General features: G+C 57.8%; 18 protein-coding genes. 11 read left to right on the top strand and 7 right to left on the bottom strand.

Going from position 1 to position 17,332, the window contains the following annotated elements; translation table 11 throughout:
• Nucleotides 1–61: 61 nt before the first annotated feature.
• Nucleotides 62–1,048: a GlxA family transcriptional regulator gene (locus tag AC2FLU_RS09550; RefSeq protein ID WP_480517314.1), complete on the bottom strand. Its 987-nt coding sequence runs from the start codon at nucleotides 1,046–1,048 to the stop codon at nucleotides 62–64.
• 133 nt (nucleotides 1,049–1,181) lie between these two features.
• On the opposite strand from AC2FLU_RS09550, the gene bcoG reads away from it, so the two are divergent.
• The 3 genes from bcoG (at nucleotide 1,182) to AC2FLU_RS09535 (ending at nucleotide 4,403) form a co-directional block, all read left to right on the top strand.
• Nucleotides 1,182–2,096, top strand: a complete 915-nt coding sequence (bcoG, locus tag AC2FLU_RS09545; RefSeq protein ID WP_480517312.1) for a 3-dehydrocarnitine:acetyl-CoA trimethylamine transferase BcoG — start codon at nucleotides 1,182–1,184, stop codon at nucleotides 2,094–2,096.
• 85 nt (nucleotides 2,097–2,181) lie between these two features.
• Nucleotides 2,182–3,648: a carnitine 3-dehydrogenase gene (locus AC2FLU_RS09540; protein ID WP_496808798.1), complete on the top strand. Its 1,467-nt coding sequence runs from the start codon at nucleotides 2,182–2,184 to the stop codon at nucleotides 3,646–3,648.
• A complete protein-coding gene (locus AC2FLU_RS09535) occupies nucleotides 3,645–4,403 on the top strand; it encodes an SDR family oxidoreductase (RefSeq protein ID WP_496808741.1) in 759 nt (252 codons plus the stop codon). The genes AC2FLU_RS09540 and AC2FLU_RS09535 overlap by 4 nt, the downstream gene beginning before the upstream one ends.
• A gap of 1 nt (nucleotide 4,404) precedes the next feature.
• On the opposite strand, the gene AC2FLU_RS09530 is transcribed toward AC2FLU_RS09535, so the two are convergent.
• Complete coding sequence (locus tag AC2FLU_RS09530) at nucleotides 4,405–4,587, bottom strand: hypothetical protein (protein ID WP_480493037.1); 183 nt, start codon at nucleotides 4,585–4,587, stop codon at nucleotides 4,405–4,407.
• A gap of 79 nt (nucleotides 4,588–4,666) precedes the next feature.
• Nucleotides 4,667–5,536, bottom strand: a complete 870-nt coding sequence (locus tag AC2FLU_RS09525; protein WP_496714814.1) for a helix-turn-helix domain-containing protein — start codon at nucleotides 5,534–5,536, stop codon at nucleotides 4,667–4,669.
• Between the two features lie 108 nt (nucleotides 5,537–5,644).
• Between AC2FLU_RS09525 and AC2FLU_RS09520 the strand changes: the two genes are divergently transcribed.
• Genes AC2FLU_RS09520 through AC2FLU_RS09510 form a run of 3 tightly spaced genes read left to right on the top strand, consistent with a single transcriptional unit; the run spans nucleotide 5,645 to nucleotide 7,667 of the window.
• Nucleotides 5,645–5,848, top strand: coding sequence for a DUF2061 domain-containing protein (locus AC2FLU_RS09520; protein ID WP_267366130.1), 204 nt, complete (start codon nucleotides 5,645–5,647; stop codon nucleotides 5,846–5,848).
• Complete coding sequence (locus tag AC2FLU_RS09515; protein ID WP_480553713.1) at nucleotides 5,841–6,743, top strand: fatty acid desaturase; 903 nt, start codon at nucleotides 5,841–5,843, stop codon at nucleotides 6,741–6,743. Before AC2FLU_RS09520 ends, AC2FLU_RS09515 begins: the two co-directional genes overlap by 8 nt.
• 21 nt (nucleotides 6,744–6,764) lie before the next feature.
• A complete protein-coding gene (locus AC2FLU_RS09510; RefSeq protein ID WP_480553712.1) occupies nucleotides 6,765–7,667 on the top strand; it encodes an EamA family transporter in 903 nt (300 codons plus the stop codon).
• Here AC2FLU_RS09510 and AC2FLU_RS09505 read toward each other — a convergent pair.
• From AC2FLU_RS09505 to AC2FLU_RS09490, 4 genes are all read right to left on the bottom strand, one after another.
• Nucleotides 7,664–9,010 (bottom strand): DEAD/DEAH box helicase, encoded by a 1,347-nt coding sequence (locus AC2FLU_RS09505; protein WP_480553711.1) that lies wholly within the window; start codon nucleotides 9,008–9,010, stop codon nucleotides 7,664–7,666. The genes AC2FLU_RS09510 and AC2FLU_RS09505 overlap by 4 nt on opposite strands.
• Before the next feature lie 186 nt (nucleotides 9,011–9,196).
• On the bottom strand, nucleotides 9,197–10,126 hold the full coding sequence (locus AC2FLU_RS09500; RefSeq protein WP_480553710.1) for a glycosyltransferase family 2 protein: 930 nt from the start codon (nucleotides 10,124–10,126) through the stop codon (nucleotides 9,197–9,199).
• On the bottom strand, nucleotides 10,123–10,866 hold the full coding sequence (locus AC2FLU_RS09495; RefSeq protein WP_496808743.1) for a hypothetical protein: 744 nt from the start codon (nucleotides 10,864–10,866) through the stop codon (nucleotides 10,123–10,125). Before AC2FLU_RS09495 ends, AC2FLU_RS09500 begins: the two co-directional genes overlap by 4 nt.
• Before the next feature lie 49 nt (nucleotides 10,867–10,915).
• On the bottom strand, nucleotides 10,916–12,520 hold the full coding sequence (locus AC2FLU_RS09490) for a peptide chain release factor 3 (RefSeq protein ID WP_496811952.1): 1,605 nt from the start codon (nucleotides 12,518–12,520) through the stop codon (nucleotides 10,916–10,918).
• Between the two features lie 109 nt (nucleotides 12,521–12,629).
• On the opposite strand from AC2FLU_RS09490, the gene AC2FLU_RS09485 reads away from it, so the two are divergent.
• The 5 genes from AC2FLU_RS09485 (at nucleotide 12,630) to AC2FLU_RS09465 (ending at nucleotide 17,290) form a co-directional block, all read left to right on the top strand.
• Entirely contained in the window at nucleotides 12,630–12,992 is a 363-nt protein-coding gene (locus tag AC2FLU_RS09485; protein ID WP_496808745.1) for a SnoaL-like domain-containing protein, read from the top strand.
• A gap of 72 nt (nucleotides 12,993–13,064) precedes the next feature.
• Entirely contained in the window at nucleotides 13,065–13,844 is a 780-nt protein-coding gene (locus tag AC2FLU_RS09480) for an SDR family oxidoreductase (RefSeq protein WP_480476761.1), read from the top strand.
• Nucleotides 13,845–13,846: 2 nt separating this feature from the next.
• On the top strand, nucleotides 13,847–14,959 hold the full coding sequence (locus AC2FLU_RS09475; protein ID WP_496808799.1) for a YhaZ family DNA alkylation repair protein: 1,113 nt from the start codon (nucleotides 13,847–13,849) through the stop codon (nucleotides 14,957–14,959).
• Nucleotides 14,960–15,065: 106 nt separating this feature from the next.
• A complete protein-coding gene (locus tag AC2FLU_RS09470) occupies nucleotides 15,066–16,115 on the top strand; it encodes a methyltransferase domain-containing protein (RefSeq protein WP_480553708.1) in 1,050 nt (349 codons plus the stop codon).
• A 107-nt stretch (nucleotides 16,116–16,222) separates the two neighbouring features.
• Nucleotides 16,223–17,290, top strand: a complete 1,068-nt coding sequence (locus AC2FLU_RS09465; RefSeq protein ID WP_480517756.1) for an ABC transporter ATP-binding protein — start codon at nucleotides 16,223–16,225, stop codon at nucleotides 17,288–17,290.
• Nucleotides 17,291–17,332 lie beyond the last annotated feature (42 nt).

Raw genomic sequence — 17,332 nt, 5'->3', positions numbered from 1 at the left:
TGCCCCCGTCGCCTTTGGCGACGCCCCCGGGATATTTTTGGCCAGATGAAGGGGGATCCGGTCAGTGATGGGTGGGATGCGCGCGTTCGTGTCTCAGGTCGCGGGCCGATTGACCGTGGGCGGTGCGGAAAGCGCGGGCAAAGCTGGATTGTGAGGCGAAGCCGGTGGCGAGTGCCACATCCATCAATGGCATGTCGGTGTCGGTGACCAGACGGCGGGCCTCGGCCAGGCGCAGTTGCAGATAGTGGTCCTGCGGCGTGGTGTTCAGGCGGAGGCGGAACTGTTGTTGCAGCGTCCGTGGGCTGGTGCCCAGGCGGTCTGCGATAAAGGCCAGCGGCAGGGGATCATCCAGTGACGCCTGCATCATCGAGTTGGCCTTGGCCGTCAGCGCTGTGTGGCGATGTGGCGCGCCTGTGCGGCTTTGCGGTTTTCCGGGGTCCGGAGCGCCATCGTAAAGGAACAGGCCTGCAACGCGCGCGGCGAAACTTGCGCCGTGACGGGCGGCGATGATGTGCAGCATCATTTCTACAGCCGGAATTGCGCCACCCGAAGTCAGGCGGTTGCCGGAAACGGTGAAGCGATCAGTGCGCACATCAACTTCGGGAAACCGGGTGGCAAAATTTTCGAGGTCTTCCCAATGGGTTGTTGCCAGATGGCCATCCAGTAGCCCGGCCTCGGCCAGGAGCCACGGGCCGCCATCAATGCCTGCCATCGTTGCGCCTGTGCCCGCGATGCGCCGCAGACCAGCCAGCAGGCTGGGGGTGGCGTGGCGGGCCAGTTGGAAACCGGCGACCACGATCATCAGGTCGCAGGATTGCAACCGGGCCAGTGGGATACCGGGCACTTGCAACGCACTGGTAAGCACCGCGGGTTCTGGCGTCGCGGTCACATAGTCCCAGTCAAAGGCCGGGCGGTCCGCCAGACGGTTCGCGGCCCGCATCGGGTCCACCGCAGAGGCAAAGCTGAGCGTGTTGCATTCGTCCAGTACAAGCACCGCAGTTTTTAGGGCGCGGTGTTCCGGTTGCAGTATGTTTTTTGCGGATTTCATCAAGTTTGATTCGCATATTGCCAAGTGGGTTTCCCAAAGCTGCGCCAGAGTCGGGTCAGAACGCAAATCGGAATCCGGGGAAAAGCCTGGGGAAAACCCAAGGCAGAACCGGGTATAACTTGGGGAAAACACCATGCCTCTGGAAATGAACCGCGAAGTCTTCATTACCTGTGCCGTAACCGGCTCGGGCGGAACGCAGGACCGCAGTCCGCATGTGCCGCGGTCACCGCGGCAGATCGCCGACAGCGCGATTGCCGCCGCCAAGGCCGGGGCGGCAGTGGTTCACTGCCACGTGCGTGACCCTGAGACCGGCGTGCCAAGCCGCCGGCTGGATCTGTATCGCGAGGTAACGGACCGCATCCGCGACGCTGATGTGGACGTCGTATTGAATCTGACGGCCGGGATGGGCGGCGATATCGTGTTCGGCGGTGTTGAAAACCCGTTTCCAGTGGCCGCGGGCACGGACATGGTCGGAGCATCGGAACGCGTGGCGCATATTGCAGAATGTTTGCCCGAAATTTGCACCCTGGACTGCGGCACAATGAACTTTGCCGAGGCAGATTATGTTATGACGAATACGCCCGGGGCATTGCGCGCCATGGGCAAGATGATGACCGATCTGGGTGTCAAGCCCGAGATCGAAGCCTTTGACACTGGCCACCTGTGGTTTGCAAAGCAACTGGTGAAGGAAGGGATTCTGGCACCCAACGCTCTGGTCCAGCTGTGCATGGGGGTACCGTGGGGCGCGCCGGATGATCTGAATACCTTTATGGCGATGGTGAACAACGTGCCGGATGACTGGACCTTCAGCGCGTTTTCGCTGGGACGGAACGAGATGCCGTTTGTCGCGGCTTCGGTTCTGGCGGGCGGCAATGTGCGCGTTGGGCTTGAGGACAACCTGTGGCTGGATAAGGGCGTAATGGCCGAGAACTGGCAACTGGTGGAACGTGCAGGATCCATCATCGAGAATATGGGCGCGCGCGTGATCGGCCCTGACGAAGTCCGTGCGAAGCTGGGGCTGACCAAGCAGGCACCTGTTGCAAAATAATGGACACGCAGGTTTTTGGGGGCCAGCCCCCAAGCCCCCGGAGTATTTCTAAAAAGATGAAACATGAGCAGCCAGTAGGTGGGGAATCATGAAAACGGCGGCAATTATTGGGGGCGGAGTTATCGGCGGCGGATGGGCTGCGCGGTTCCTGCTCAATGGCTGGGATGTGCGGGTGTTTGACCCTGATCCCGAGGCGGAACGCAAGATTGGCGAGGTGTTGGACAACGCAAGACGGTCCTTGCCGGGGCTGAGTGACGTTCCGTTGCCAGCCGAGGGTGCGCTGAGCTTTCACAGCGACATGGCCGAAGCGGTTAAGGGTGCGCGTTGGATACAGGAGAGCGTGCCGGAGCGTCTGGATCTGAAATTGAAGGTTTACAAAGGCTTGCAGGAGGCTTGCGATCCGGGCGCGATCATTGGATCCTCGACAAGCGGGTTCAAGCCGTCCGAACTTCAGGACGGAGCGCTGCGCCCCGAGCAGATCGTGGTGACGCACCCCTTCAACCCGGTATACCTGCTACCTTTGATCGAGCTTGTACCAACGGACAAGAACCCGCCCGAGATGATCAAACAGGCCCAGGACCTGTTGAAATCGCTTGGGTTCTTCCCGTTGCATGTCCGAAAAGAGATCGATGCGCATATCGCCGACCGGTTCCTGGAAGCTGTCTGGCGCGAGGCGCTTTGGCTGGTCAAGGATGGCATCGCGACAACCGAAGAAATTGACGAGGCCATCCGTATGGGTTTCGGCATCCGCTGGGCGCAGATGGGTCTGTTCGAAACCTACCGCGTGGCCGGGGGCGAGGCGGGGATGCGGCATTTCATGGCGCAGTTCGGGCCTGCCTTGAAATGGCCTTGGACCAAGTTGATGGATGTTCCCGAGTTCACTGACGAACTGGTCGATTTGATCGCCAATCAATCTGACGCACAATCCGGGATGCATTCGATCCGAGAGCTGGAGCGCATTCGCGATAACAACCTTGTCGGTATGATGCGGGCCCTCAAGGCGCAGAATTACGGCGCGGGTGCGGTGCTGAACCAACATGATGCACGGTTGAAACCCGGAGCGCTGCCGACGCTGGATCAAGCGGACCTGAGCCAGCCCATCCTGACCCTGTCGCGGGCTGTTCCTCTGGACTGGACGGATTACAACGGCCACATGAACGAAGCGAAATATCTGGAAGCCTTTGCCGCCGCCACCGATCGGTTCATGGAAATCATTGGATGCGATGCGGATTACATCGCCTCGGGTGGCAGCTATTTCACGGCGGAGAACCATATCCGTTATGTGGATGAAGCTCATGCTGGTGCCAAAATCGACGTGCGCACGCAGATGCTGTTGGGGCAGGGGAGGAAGCTGCACGTGTTCCACAGCATGTACGAGGGCGACAAGCTGCTGGCCACGGGCGAAAGTTTTCTGCTGCATGTCAGTCTGGAAACCCGTCGCCCCAGCCCGCCATCTGCTGAAATTGAGGTAGCTATGACGCGGGTTGCCGAGGCTCAGGCCGGGTTGCCTTACCCCGAAGGCGCAGGCGCGGCGATCAGGAAGCCTTCATGACGCGCCGGGTTCTGGTGACGGCTGGCGCGTCAGGCGTCGGCCGGGCCATGGCCGAGGCGTTTGACGCTGTTGGCTATGACGTCCGGGTCACGGATATCGATCAGGCGGCGTTGGTTTCTTTGCCCGAACATTGGACCAGGCACCGAGCGGATGTTGCGGACGAGGCTGACATGCGCGCGGTATTTAACGCCATCAGGTCGACGGGCGGGTTGGATGTGCTCTGCGCCAATGCCGGTATTGCCGGCCCGACAAATGCTATTGAGGAAATTGATCTGGACGCGTGGCGTGCTTGTGTCGCGGTCAATCTGGACGGTGCTTTTCTGGCGGCAAAATATGCAGCGCCGCTGATGAAATCGGCGCGGGCGGGCAGTATAATTCTGACCTCGTCGACAGCCGGGCAGTATGGCTACCCGTTCCGTGCGCCCTATGCGTCGGCAAAATGGGCCGTCATTGGGTTGATGAAGACGCTGGCCATGGAGTTGGGGCCCTATGGCATTCGTGCCAATGCCATTTGTCCGGGCGCAGTTGAAGGCCCTCGGATGGAAGGCGTCCTGACCCGTGAAGCCGCAGCCAAGGGCATGACCCGTGACGAGGTCTATCAGGGCTATGCCTCTGGCACCTCAATGGGGCGCTTCGTCGAAGCGCAGGATGTCGCCAATATGGCAGTATTCCTTGCCTCGGATGCGGCACGTCTGGTTTCAGGTCAGGTGATCGCGGTGGATGGTCACACGGTCAACCCGGACCCGAAACTGTAACTCAGCCTTGGTTTGGACCACGGATCTGGCGGATGGTCCGACGGACCGCTTGCCAGTCCTGGGCCTCTTGCCGATTCCCGGCAGCTTCGCAGTCGCGCATTTTTTTCGCGGCTTCGGCCTCGGCTTGGTCTCCATGGGCGGCAAAAAGTGCACGTGCGTATTGAGCGGTTTGAATTGCGTCCATTCCTGTGCTCCTCCGTCTGTGTTCGGAATGCCTTATGGTTCGCGCCATAGTAAAATAGCACAGGTTGAGCGCTGCTGCATCACCCGTCGCGGGAAACCGCCGTTCTGAGGCAACGCAGGTGGTTTGGAAAATCCCGGGCGACCACTTCGGCCTCACGTACCAGCGTGTCGAAATGGCGTGAGAATGTCTCGATCCGATCCCGGTCGCGGAAGGCCATATAGTGACTTCCCGCGTAGAATACACAGAGTAGCGGGCCGAAAATCGTTACCGGTGCCGAATAAAGCCGTTTTGCGTCAAACAGATAGATGCGCATCCGCGGATAGAGCTGTTCGCACAGCGCCAACAGGTGATCGATCTGTTCCAGCCGAACCTCTGGGCTGAGATCTTGATAATACCCGGTGCCGTTTGCAAAGCTTTCGATTTCGAATAACGGCATGGCGATCTCATAGTCCGACTGGGCGCTGCGCATCCAAGTCAGACGATCCGCCGACGCGCCGATGGCTTGATCAGCGGTCCGGCCCAGATGCGGGGCGTATTCCCATTCCAGTATCGCACGCGTCTTGAGCATGTCGGGCAAGGTGGCCGGGACATAGCGGATTTTGTACCCGGCGGCCTCCTGATGCCACTCGAAGATACGTTCATCGACAAGGGCGCGGGGGGCCTCGGTAAAGGTCAGCGAGCTTGCCAGAAGCTCAGCCGCGCTTTCCGGCCTGTCGGAAAGGCTCAGCAACCAGTCGGCCGATACACCAAGCGCCGCTGCGCATCCGCCAACAACATGTGCGTTGGGCAACCGAGCACCATTATCTGTCAGCAATTGGGAAACGGTCGAGCGGTCAACGCCAATATAGCGCGCAAGGGCACTTTGGCTGACATGGCGCTCTTCCATCGCGCGGGCTAGGCGGAGACGAAACTGGGAGGCGCGATCGCGCTTGTCGATATTTCCCTGCATGTCATGATTTTTATCACTGTTGTTGAATTTTGTTAATCATATTCAGAATTTCCAATACTGGGGTCCGGATGTAACGCTTTTGAGTAAGAAAAAGGAACGGGGTTCGGAATGGAAACGCGGCGAAGATCAGTCGTGAAAGCAATCGTTTGGAATGCGATGGGGTTGGCGATCATGACAATGGTGGGCTTGTTGGCAACAGGCTCGGCCGCTGTAGGAGGGGCGCTGGCGTTGGTGAACACGGCCATCGGCCTGACGATGTACGTGATTTACGAAAGAATCTGGGCGAACATTTCGTGGGGACGAAATGGCTGATCCCACTGCACCCAAATCACCCGAATGGGGCACGTTATTCCTGATTGTCTTGTGTTATGCGGCATGGCTTGCCGGTTTGTTTTGGTTGGCGCTTGCATCCTTGTGGTTGGCAGTCCCGGCTCTGGGTGTCGTTGCGGCTCTGCATTCGTCACTGACGCATGAAGCCCTGCATGGGCACCCCTTTCGTGCCAAATGGCTGAACGAGACGTTGATGGCACTGCCGTTGACATTGGCCATTCCGTATAGCCGCTTTCGGGACCTGCATCTGGCGCATCATCAGGATGCCACCCTGACGGACCCTTATGACGACCCGGAATCGAATTATCTGGACCCGCATATCTGGTCGGGATTGCCGCGGCTGGCGCAGATGATCTTGAGCTTGAACAACACGCTGTTGGGGCGGATGGTGTTGGGTCCTGCTCTTGGTCAGGTTCTGTTTATGCGGGACGAATGGCGTGGATTTATGCGCGGGGACAAGGCGATCCTGCTAGGATGGGCTTTGCATTTGCCCGGTGCGGCGGCGGTGCTGTGGGTGGTTGCGCAATCGGCCATGCCGGCCTGGGCCTATCTGATCGCAGCCTATCTGGGGTTGTCGCTTTTGAAGATCCGCACGTTTCTTGAACATCGTGCACATGAAAAATCCCGCGCCCGCACGGTAATCATCGAAGATCGCGGACCTTTGGCTTTTCTTTTTCTGAACAATAACCTGCACGTCGTTCATCATATGAATCCGGCCGCTCCTTGGTATCGCCTACCTGCATTGTACCGGGACGGAAAGGACAGGTACTTGGCTTGCAATGAGGCTTATGTTTACCGGTCCTATACACAGATCTTCCGGCAGTATTTCGTTCGCGCAAAAGACCCTGTGCCACATCCTCTCTGGCCAAAGCCTTGATTTATCGACACAACGGGTGGCATGAGTCTCTGGATTCCTGTCACCATAGCCGCCGCCAGTTTTCAGACTGTGCGTTTCATGCTGCAAAAGTCCCTGGCCAGCGTGAAGCTGTCTGCTGCAGGTGCAACTTTTGCGCGGTTTGCCTATTCTATGCCGTTGGCCGTTATCGGGCTATGTGTTGCGTTGCAGTTAACTGGGGCGAGTATGCCCCAGCTCAGCAGTTTGTTCTGGCTTTACGCGGTTATCGGCGGGACAGCGCAAATCCTTGCTACGATCTGCGTGGTGGCGCTGTTCAAACAACGCAATTTTGCCGTTGGAATTACCTTCAAGAAAACCGAAGTGATCCAGACCGCGATTGTTGGCTTTTTGGTCTTGGGGGACAGTGTATCGCGCGGCGCATTGATCGCGATCCTGTTGGGGTTGATGGCTGTGCTTTTGTTGTCAAAAACACCCGGAGGGGACGGACCCTGGTGGCGCCATCTGACCAATCGGGCTTCGCAATTGGGGCTTGGATCAGGTGTTTTGTTTGCGTTTTCCGCCGTCAGCTATCGTGGGGCTTCACTGCAACTGGGCGATATCGATGCGTGGTTCCGGGCGCTGGTAACACTGGCAGTGGTGGTGACATTCCAGTTTACCAGCATGGGGATATGGCTGCTGTGGCGCGACCGCGCAGAACTGCACGCAGTCTGGCAGACGCGGAATACCGGAGTGTTCGTCGGCCTGACCAGCCTCGGTGGCTCGTTTTGCTGGTTCTGGGCCTTCACCTTGCAGAATGCGGCTTACGTCAAAGCTCTGGGGCAGGTAGAGCTGATCTTTAGCCTCATGGCTTCGATCCTATTCTTCCGAGAAACGATCACCCGGCGCGAGATCGCCGGGATGATGTTGCTTGGGTTCTCGATTTTAGCGCTTGTGCTGGCAATCTAGCTGGCGCGACGCTCGTCAAAGCTAAGCGCGATGAAGCTGGGCAGGTGATCTCCCATGCCCACGACGGTCTGGCCGGTGCCTTCCTTGCGCCCACGACTGTGCCCCTTCGGCTCGCGATATTTTTTACCTTCTTTCATGCTTTCGGGGGCCTTAGCCTTTTTCTCGGGCTTCGGCTGTTCGGGCTTGGGCTCTTCCTGAACCGGGTTGTCTATGCGCGGGATGTCTTTCTGGATCAGCTTTTCGATCGCAACCAGTGCTTTTTCGTCGCGTCCCGAGCAGATTGTGATGGCCTTGCCTTCGCGCCCGGCGCGACCGGTGCGGCCAATGCGGTGCACATAATCCTCGGGGTGGCTGGGGACGTCGAAGTTGAACACATGGCTGACAGCCGGAACATCCAGACCGCGTGCCGCCACGTCTGAGGCGACCAGCAGGCGCAAGGACCCGTCACGGAATCCATCCAATGTTTTCATCCGCTGCGACTGGTCCAGATCGCCATGGATGGCGGCGGCGTCGTAACCGTATTTCTTCAGCGACTTGGCGCAGATGTCGACATCTGTCTTGCGGTTGCAGAAGATGATCGCGTTGGTGCATTTGTCACCTTCGGCATCGATCAGCGCGCGCAGAAGGCCGCGCTTGTTGCTGGCCTCGCGGTCACGGCGCCCACCTTTGAACATGACGACGCTCTGTTCAATGGTTTCGGATGCGGTGGCCTGCCGGGCCACTTCGATCCGGGCAGGGGCCGACAGGAACGTATCGGTGATCCGCTCGATCTCGGATGCCATTGTCGCCGAGAAGAACAGGGTCTGCCGGGTGAATGGTGTCAGTGAGAAGATGCGCTCGATATCGGGGATGAACCCCATATCCAGCATCCGGTCCGCCTCATCCACCACCATGATCTGAACACCGGTCAGCAACAGTTTGCCGCGCTCGAAATGATCCAGAAGACGGCCCGGCGTGGCGATCAGAACGTCGACGCCCCGGTCGATCAGGGCATCCTGTTCCTTGAAGCTGACGCCGCCGATCAACAGTGCTTTGGTCAGTTTCAGGTGCTTGGTGTAGGTGTCGAAGTTCTCCGCTACCTGCGCTGCCAGCTCACGCGTGGGGCATAAGACCAACGAACGTGGCATGCGTGCACGTGCGCGACCGCGGGCCAACAGTGTGATCATCGGCAGAACAAAGCTGGCGGTTTTGCCAGTACCAGTCTGGGCAATGCCCAAAACATCGCGCCCTTCCAATGCGGGTGGAATCGCACCTGCCTGGATCGGAGTTGGGGTTTCGTATCCGGCTTCCTCAATGGCTTTGAGGACCTTCGGGTTCAGGTTCAGTTCGTTAAATTTTGTCATGTAAGTCCGGTTTAATGCGGACACTTGACCTGGCCCGCGCGTATAAGATGTGCCGGGCCCGGATGGCCATGCCCGTGATGCGGCATATCGGCTTGGACGCGGACATAACAAATACGTGGGTCGGGGTCAAATGAAGACCGCAGAATCTTGGTTTGATTGAAACAGGTTCGAGTTTTGCGCAACAATTCAGCAGCTTCCGGGAAAGTGTTTCGCCAGTTTCCCGTCCAGATTCAATGCGCGGTGGCGGATCAGCCCATTCTGCTCCAGCCGGGCGCGGACTTCTGGGTCAGCGCCGCTCATCTCGTTGAAGAACGCGCGCAGCCCATCCTCGCCGTGTTCGCTTTCAATCCAGCTGAGCAATTCATTCTTGTTCAGCCCGCCCATCTCGCGAGGGGCATTCGGAGCCATACCAGCCTGATACGAGCCGCGATCCATGCGGAACGGATAGTGTGCGATCCAGTGATCCCAGTCCGGCGCGTGGCGGTGGCATAGATCGACCTGTGCAAGCTCGTAATTGCACGGCCGCAATTTCCCGTTCTGAAACAGGTTGTGGATACGAAAACTCAGACGTTTCAATCCCGTGCGCACAAACAACTTGCCCTGTACATGGCTGAGGAACCCGCCAAGGACGAAAGCCCCATAGTTGGGATAAAGCATCTCAATCAACTCTGTACGGGCCGGGCTTTGTGGCACATGAGCCTTGTACAGGTCTTCACCGCCTGCCAGCGCCTCGATTGGGCGGACACGGGCGGCGTGAACCTTGGCCGGGATATCGCGCAACACATCCGAGATTGGGGTCGGCGACCACAGAAACTCGTCAACATCGATATGGGCCAGCCAATCCAGGTGCGTGTCGCGATAGGTGTATGTTGCGTTGACCGATTGGCGAACTTGGTGCTTTTCCGGTCGCGTGCGTTTTAGCTTTTGCCAATAGGCGTCATCGCAAACCTTTACGCAAACACCGGGATGTGCCTTCAGCGCCTCGAACGTGCGCTGGTTCGGTTCATCCAGATAGATATAGATGGTCTCGGCGCCCAGATCGAGGTGATGGGCCACGAACCGAAGGACATCTTCGGTCGGGCCCCTGACCATCGACACGACACCCCATGTGGTCATGTGCGCTGCGCGCGCACTTCGCGCATGCGTTTCAGGCGCCGAAAGATACCGCCGGGATCTCTGTTGAGCTCGGTCATCAAGTGATCGACCAGCGGCGCGATGGTGGTATCGCTTAGGGCCTTGGTCCAGACCGGAGCAATCAGATTGACATCCAGTCCGCCACTTCCAAGGGAAAACCCTTTCATCTGAAAGGGCAGCGGGACACTTCTCAAATTCTGGTGTTGAAACGGTGTTTCCGGGGTCAGCCCCGAAAAGCGCCTTTCGAACTCATATAGCTTCATCATGCCGAACAACATGCGCAAAGCGTGACCAACCTCGCGCTGAGTTGCAGTTTGACCGTGGTCCGCAAAGGTCTGAACCGACGAGACCAGCCATCGCAAATCAAGCGTGGACAGAAGGTGGTCCGACTGTTCGTCCCAAAGGCGACAAAACAGAAGCGGGGCGTGACGCGGGAAGGACCGCTTTCGCAAGTTCGAGATCAGCTGGGCATTCAGGAAGGCAAGTTCCGAGTTTCCGACAAATTCCCGCGCAATCTGAGCACGCTTGCGATCCCAACTTGTACTGGGCTTCGGCGGGGGCACAGTCGCACTTTCGGGCAATGTTCGACCGGCCAGTTCAATAAGGTCAATGTCAAGGTCAGGCAAAGAGGTGGTGCCGAACTGAAACGGGCTGCGCCGGTTCTCATACCTGTCCAGCATGTCTGGAAGACCGCCGAGGAAAGTCAGTTCATCCTTGTTCATGCGCGCAGAATTGCACAGGCTGACTCGGCTGTGCAATCAGTCAGTTGGATCACACCATCATCTCTTTGGTGGCGGTCAGATTCAGGGCGGGATAGTCCCGAACCACCCGGTCGATGTCCCATTGCAGCCGGGTCAGATAGACAATGTCGCCGTCAAGGTCGTGCGCGATGTGCTGCTTGTTTGCATTCACAAACTTTTCGACCTCAGCCTTGTCACCGCTGACCCAGCGGGCCGAGGTGAACTGAGACGCCTCGAAACGCACAGGCAAGCCGTATTCCATCTCGATCCGGCTGGCGAGCACCTCGAATTGCAGCGCGCCGACGACACCCACGATAAAGCCTGACCCAATTGAAGGTTTGAACACCTTTGCCGCGCCTTCTTCGGCAAACTGCATTAGGGCCTTTTCCAGATGCTTGGCCTTCATCGGATCACCCGCACGGACGCCTTGCAGCAGTTCCGGCGCGAAAGAGGGGATGCCGGTGACGCGCAGCGCCTCACCTTCGGTCAGCGTGTCACCGATGCGCAGCTGGCCGTGGTTGGGAATGCCAATGATGTCTCCGGCCCAGGCCTCTTCAGCCAGTTCCCGGTCAGATGCCAGAAACAGCACCGGGTTTGAAATCGCCATCGGTTTTTTCGACCGCACATGGGTCAGTTTCATACCGCGTTTGAAATGGCCTGATGCCATGCGGACAAATGCCACCCGGTCGCGATGCTTGGGGTCCATATTGGCCTGAACTTTGAAAACAAAGCCCGCGACCTTCTTTTCATCCGGAGAGATCTGGCGGGGTTCGGCTGATTGCACCTGCGGCTGTGGTCCATATGCGCCGATGCCTTCCATCAGTTCCTTGACGCCGAACGAGTTGATGGCCGAGCCGAACCAGATCGGGGTCATATGCCCTTCAAGCACCGCCTGCGGGTTCAGCGCGGGCAGCAACTCGCGCGCCATCTCAACCTCTTCCAGCAGCTTTTCCAGCAGGTGTGCAGGAACATGTTCCGACAGTTTCGGGTCATCAAGCCCGTTAATTTCGATGCTCTCGGCCACCTTGTTGCGGTCGGCGCGGTCCATCAGCTCCAGCCGGTCACGCAGCATGTCGTAACAGCCGATAAAATCGCGACCCACGCCAATCGGCCACGCGGCGGGGGTGACGTCGATGGCCAGCATCTCTTGAATTTCGTCGATGATCTCGAACGTATCGCGGCTTTCTCGGTCCATCTTGTTGCAAAAGGTCAGAATCGGCAGATCGCGCAGGCGGCAGACCTCGAACAATTTTTGCGTCTGGCTTTCGACACCCTTCGCGCCGTCGATCACCATCACGGCCGCATCCACGGCCGTCAGTGTGCGGTAGGTATCTTCCGAGAAATCGCTGTGGCCGGGCGTGTCCACCAGATTGAACCGGAAATTCCCGTAATCGAAGGACATTGCCGAGGCCGAGACCGAGATGCCGCGATCCTTCTCCATCTGCATGAAGTCCGAGCGTGTCCGCCGTGCCTCGCCCTTGGCGCGCACCTGACCAGCCATCTGAATGGCGCCCCCGTAAAGCAGGAACTTTTCCGTCAGCGTCGTCTTGCCCGCATCCGGGTGCGAGATGATGGCGAATGTCCGGCGACGGGCAATCTCGGGCGGCAGAGTAGGTTGGTTCGAGGTATCAAGCATGACCGCGCGTATAGGCGGGGAATCCTGCCGAAGCAAGACAAAGGGGCTGGTTCGAATCATAGGCCTGTGGCAATAAGAACATATAGTGAACAAATTGTGGAGAAGACCAATGGATTTGAAAGAGATTGCCAACGAGTTGGTGGCCGGCTGCCGCCAGGACCGCGCCAAGGAAAATCTTGAGAAATTGTATGCGTCAGACGCAGTTTCTGTTGAAGCGGTCGATTACTCAGGCATGGGGCGCGAAATACAGGGGCGTGATGCGATCCGAGGAAAACATGAATGGTGGGAAGGCGCCCACGAGGTTTCGGGCGCTTCGGTCAGCGACCCGTTTGTGCACGGCGAAGACCGTTTTGCGGTGATTTTTGAAGTGCAGGGCAAGGTAAAGGAAACCGGCGAAGCCTTCGATATGCGTGAAGTGGGTGTCTATCACGTCGCAGATGGCAAGATCGTGCGGGAAGAGTTCTTCTACTGATCCCAAGCCATTTCTGGTCTTCCCTGTCTGGCCGATGCTAGACATGCGGCAATGACTGACAGGGAGGATCCGATGGATCTTGGCATAAAAGGAAAGCGCGCGCTGGTCTGTGCCAGCAGCAAAGGGCTGGGTTTGGGCTGTGCCGAGGCTTTGGCTGAGGCTGGCGTAAATCTTGTGATGAATGCGCGTGGTTCGGACGCTTTGGAGAGCGAGGCGGCACGCCTCAGGTCAGAGCATGGCGTCGAGGTACAAACAGTCGCTTGTGACGTGACGACTGCGGAAGGGCAGGCGAAGGTGATCGAAGCGGCGCAGGGCGTTGATATTCTTGTGACAAATGCCGGTGGACCGCCGCCGGGGTTATGGGCGGATTGGGAGCGTGATGATTTCATCAAGGCGCTGGATGCCAATATGTTGACCCCCATTGCGTTCATGAAAGCGCTGCTTCCCGGAATGATGGACAAAGGTTGGGGGCGGGTGGTGAACGTCACCTCACAATCCGTGCGCGCGCCAATTGCGGTGCTGGGGCTTTCGAATGCAGCCCGCACGGGTTTGACCGGATATGTCGCAGGAACTTCACGCCAGGTTGCACCGCATGGCGTGACCATCAACAACCTGCTGCCCGGCATTCACGCTACGGATCGTGCGGATGCGCTGGACAGCGGCGTGGCTTCCCAGCAAGGCATCTCGATCGAAGACGCACGCGCAAACCGTTCGGCAACCATTCCCGCGCGACGCTATGGAACACGGCAGGAATTCGGAGCAGCCTGCGCGTTCCTGTGCTCTCATCATGCGGGGTTCATCGTTGGTCAGAACATTCTACTGGATGGTGGCGCAACCAATTTGACGATGTGACCATGGCACAAGGGTTTTCGTTGAAAGATCAGATGTTCAACGCTGAGAAAGTAAATTATCTCGGCGGTTTGTTTTCCGATTCTCATGCAGAATTTGATGCCCCGGCATTCCGATCTGCGGTCATGTCGCGATTGCTGGATCTAGAGCTGAAGGATCGGATCATCTGGATCGCCACATGCCTGCAACAGGCGGTACCCGGTGATTTGCCTGCTGTTGCCCCGACGATCCTGCGTGCCTTGCCTGCACCTTTGGACCCAACGAAGACTGATGACGACTTTGGCGATTTCATCTTTGCGCCGGTCGGTGAGTGGGTGGCGACCATAGGACTTGAGCATACCGATCTGGCATTGGACGTGATGGAGGAACTGACACAGAGGTTTTCCATGGAATGGGCAATCCGACCGTTCCTTAACCACGACCCGGACCGGGTATTGCGGCGGATGCAGGACTGGTGCTCTCATGACAGTTACCATGTGCGCAGGTTGGTCAGCGAAGGCACGCGCCCCCGATTGCCATGGGGGCAGGCGGTTGGATTGGGTTTGCAGGACCCGCTGCCGTTGCTGGACAATTTGCACATAGATGCGACGCGATATGTCACCCGGTCCGTATCCAATCACCTGAATGACATCACCAAGAAAGACCCGGATCTGGTATTGGATCGTCTGAAGGCGTGGCGCAACCAGGGTCATCAGACTCAGGACGAACTGGACTGGATGACGTCACACACCCTGCGCGGGCTTGTGAAAGCGGGGCATCCCGAAGCAATGAAGATGTTAGGCTATGACCCGGACGCGGACATCGAGGTCGCGGTCAACCTTAATTCGGAAGCTCAGATTGGTGACGCTCTGGCCTTTTCCGTCGCTTTGAAAGGGGTCGGAGAGCTGCCAGTTCTGGTTGACTATATCATTCATTTTCAAAGACCTGGCGGGAAAATCTCAGCCAAGGTGCACAAGTTGAAGCAGGCGGCTTTGAAGAACGGGAAACTGACGCTGGAAAAACGCCACAAGTTGAAGGGTGATGCCACAACGTTCAAGTTGGTTCCCGGCGCGCACCGGCTGGAGGTTCAGGTAAATGGCAAAATTCGTGCAGGCGTGGACTTCGACCTGCTTGGGTAAAACCGCGCGGGACCGCTCACGCTTTCGTCAAAAACGCCTTCCCCGGATTGCGAACCCCCGGCGGCTGCATTAGCTCGTACATGACCATTTGCGAGGGAAAAGCGCGATGAAACATGAATCGGTGCAGAACTATTATGGTGAAGTCCTGCAAAGCAGTGCTGACTTGCAGACCAATGCGTGCTGCACGCCTGACGACATGCCCGACCATGTCAAAAAGATCCTTTCAAAGATTCATGACGACGTTCTGACTCGCTACTATGGCTGCGGTCTGATTGCCCCACTTGACCTTGAAGGCACGTCGATCCTAGATCTGGGGTGTGGGGCCGGGCGGGATGTATATGCCTTGTCCGTCATGGTCGGTAAGACGGGCCGGGTAGTGGGTGTCGACATGACGCCCGAACAACTGGACGTCGCCCGCGCGCATCAGGATTATCACGCCGAGGCATTTGGATATGCCCGCAGCAATGTGGAATTCCATCACGGCTATATAGAAAAACTGGATGAGCTTGATCTGGAACCCGGATCGTTCGATATCATCGTCTCGAACTGTGTCATCAACCTGGCCACGGATAAGAATGCGGTTCTGCGCGGCGCACATAGGTTGTTGAAAGAGGGCGGCGAGATGTATTTCTCGGATGTCTATGCAGACCGCCGTATTCCGCAGGCGATGGCCGAAGACGAAGTTCTTTATGGCGAGTGCCTGTCCGGCGCGCTTTATTGGAATGATTTCCTGTCAATGGCTCGAACGGCCGGTTTCGGCGACCCGCGCCGCGTGACACATCGTCCGCTGACGATCGAAAATCCCGTACTGGAAGAGCGTGTTGCGCCGTTGAAGTTCCTGTCCGCGACATACCGTCTGTTCAAACTACCTGCATTGGAACCGGCTTGTGAAGATTATGGGCAAGCCGTGATCTATAAGGGAACCGTGCCAAACGCACCGCATGAATTTGGTCTGGATGACCACCACGTTATAGAAGCCGGCAAGGTGTTTCCGGTTTGCGGCAATACCTGGATGATGCTGAAAGAAACGCGATTTGCCCGTCATTTTGACTTTATCGGCGATTTTTCGACCCATTATGGTATTTTCGAAGGCTGTGGTGGCGAAAGCCCGTTTGAAGCCATGGGTGCATCTGTCGCTTCTGGCGGGTGTTGCTGATCCCTTGCACCTGAGGGGCGGGGTTGCTATCCCCGCTCAAGCCCGATGGATTTGATCGGGAAAGGTAACGGGGTCCATCGGTGACAGGTAACGCAATTCCACCGCGTCTGGAAATTCGCAACATTATCCGTCGGTTTGAAGGCCGGGTTGTTGTGGATGATGTTTCACTGACCGTTCAGGCAGGCAAGGTGACCTGTCTGCTGGGGCCGTCGGGCTGCGGGAAATCCACCACGTTGCGCATGATCGCCGGGGTCGAAATGCAGGACTCGGGTGAGATTTATGTTGATGGCAAGCTGATCTGCGACACCGTCTTCCGGGTGCCTCCGGAACGGCGCGAGATCGGTCTGATGTTTCAAGACTTTGCGCTGTTCCCGCATCTGAGTGTGGCTAAAAATGTGGCCTTTGGTCTGAAGGGCAGCAAGGACGAAAAACGCGCCCGGGTCGAGGAGTTGTTGCAGAAGGTCGACCTGATGCGATTCATCGATGGTTTTCCGCATCAACTATCGGGTGGCGAGCAACAACGCGTGGCGTTGGCGCGTGCCCTGGCGCCGCGCCCGCGCATCATGCTGATGGACGAGCCCTTTTCGGGCCTCGATAACCGTTTACGTGATGGTATCCGTGACGAAACGCTGGCCATTCTCAAGGAAGAAGATGCCGCTGTACTGCTGGTCACGCACGAGCCGGAAGAAGCGATGCGCATGGCCGACGAGATCGCCCTGATGCGGCGTGGCAAGATCGTGCAACAGGGCGCGCCCTATAACGTCTATACGCGTCCCGCGGATAAGGCGGCGGTGGCATTTTTCAGTGATGTCAACGTTTTGCGGGCGCAAGTGAATGGCGCATTGGCGGATACGCCCTTTGGTCAGTTCCTGGCACCGGGCATTCCGAATGGTACGGATGTCGAGATCGTCTTTCGCCCTCAGCACATCAAGCTGGACTTTGACCGCAACGGCAGGGGGCCATTGCCGACACCAACAGACGGTGTTGCGGCCCGTGGTGTCGTCGAACGCGCGCGATTTCTGGGAAATGAAAGCCTGGTAGAGTTTCGCATGGACTATGATGGCTCGATCCTCAGGGCTACGGTTCCAAACGTGTTTGTGCCCAGTCCGGGCCGGGTGATGTGGCTGACCATCCGCCGCGACAAGTGCTTCGTTTTCCCCGAAACAAGGCGCTGATCCATCGATTTCCACCCGAGTGGTGCGCGAAAACCTCAGATT

It is taken from the genome of Ruegeria sp. SAZD013 (genome assembly GCF_059612525.1).
Note: the sequence above shows the minus strand (reverse complement) of the source record. Positions and strands in the feature narration are given on the sequence as shown.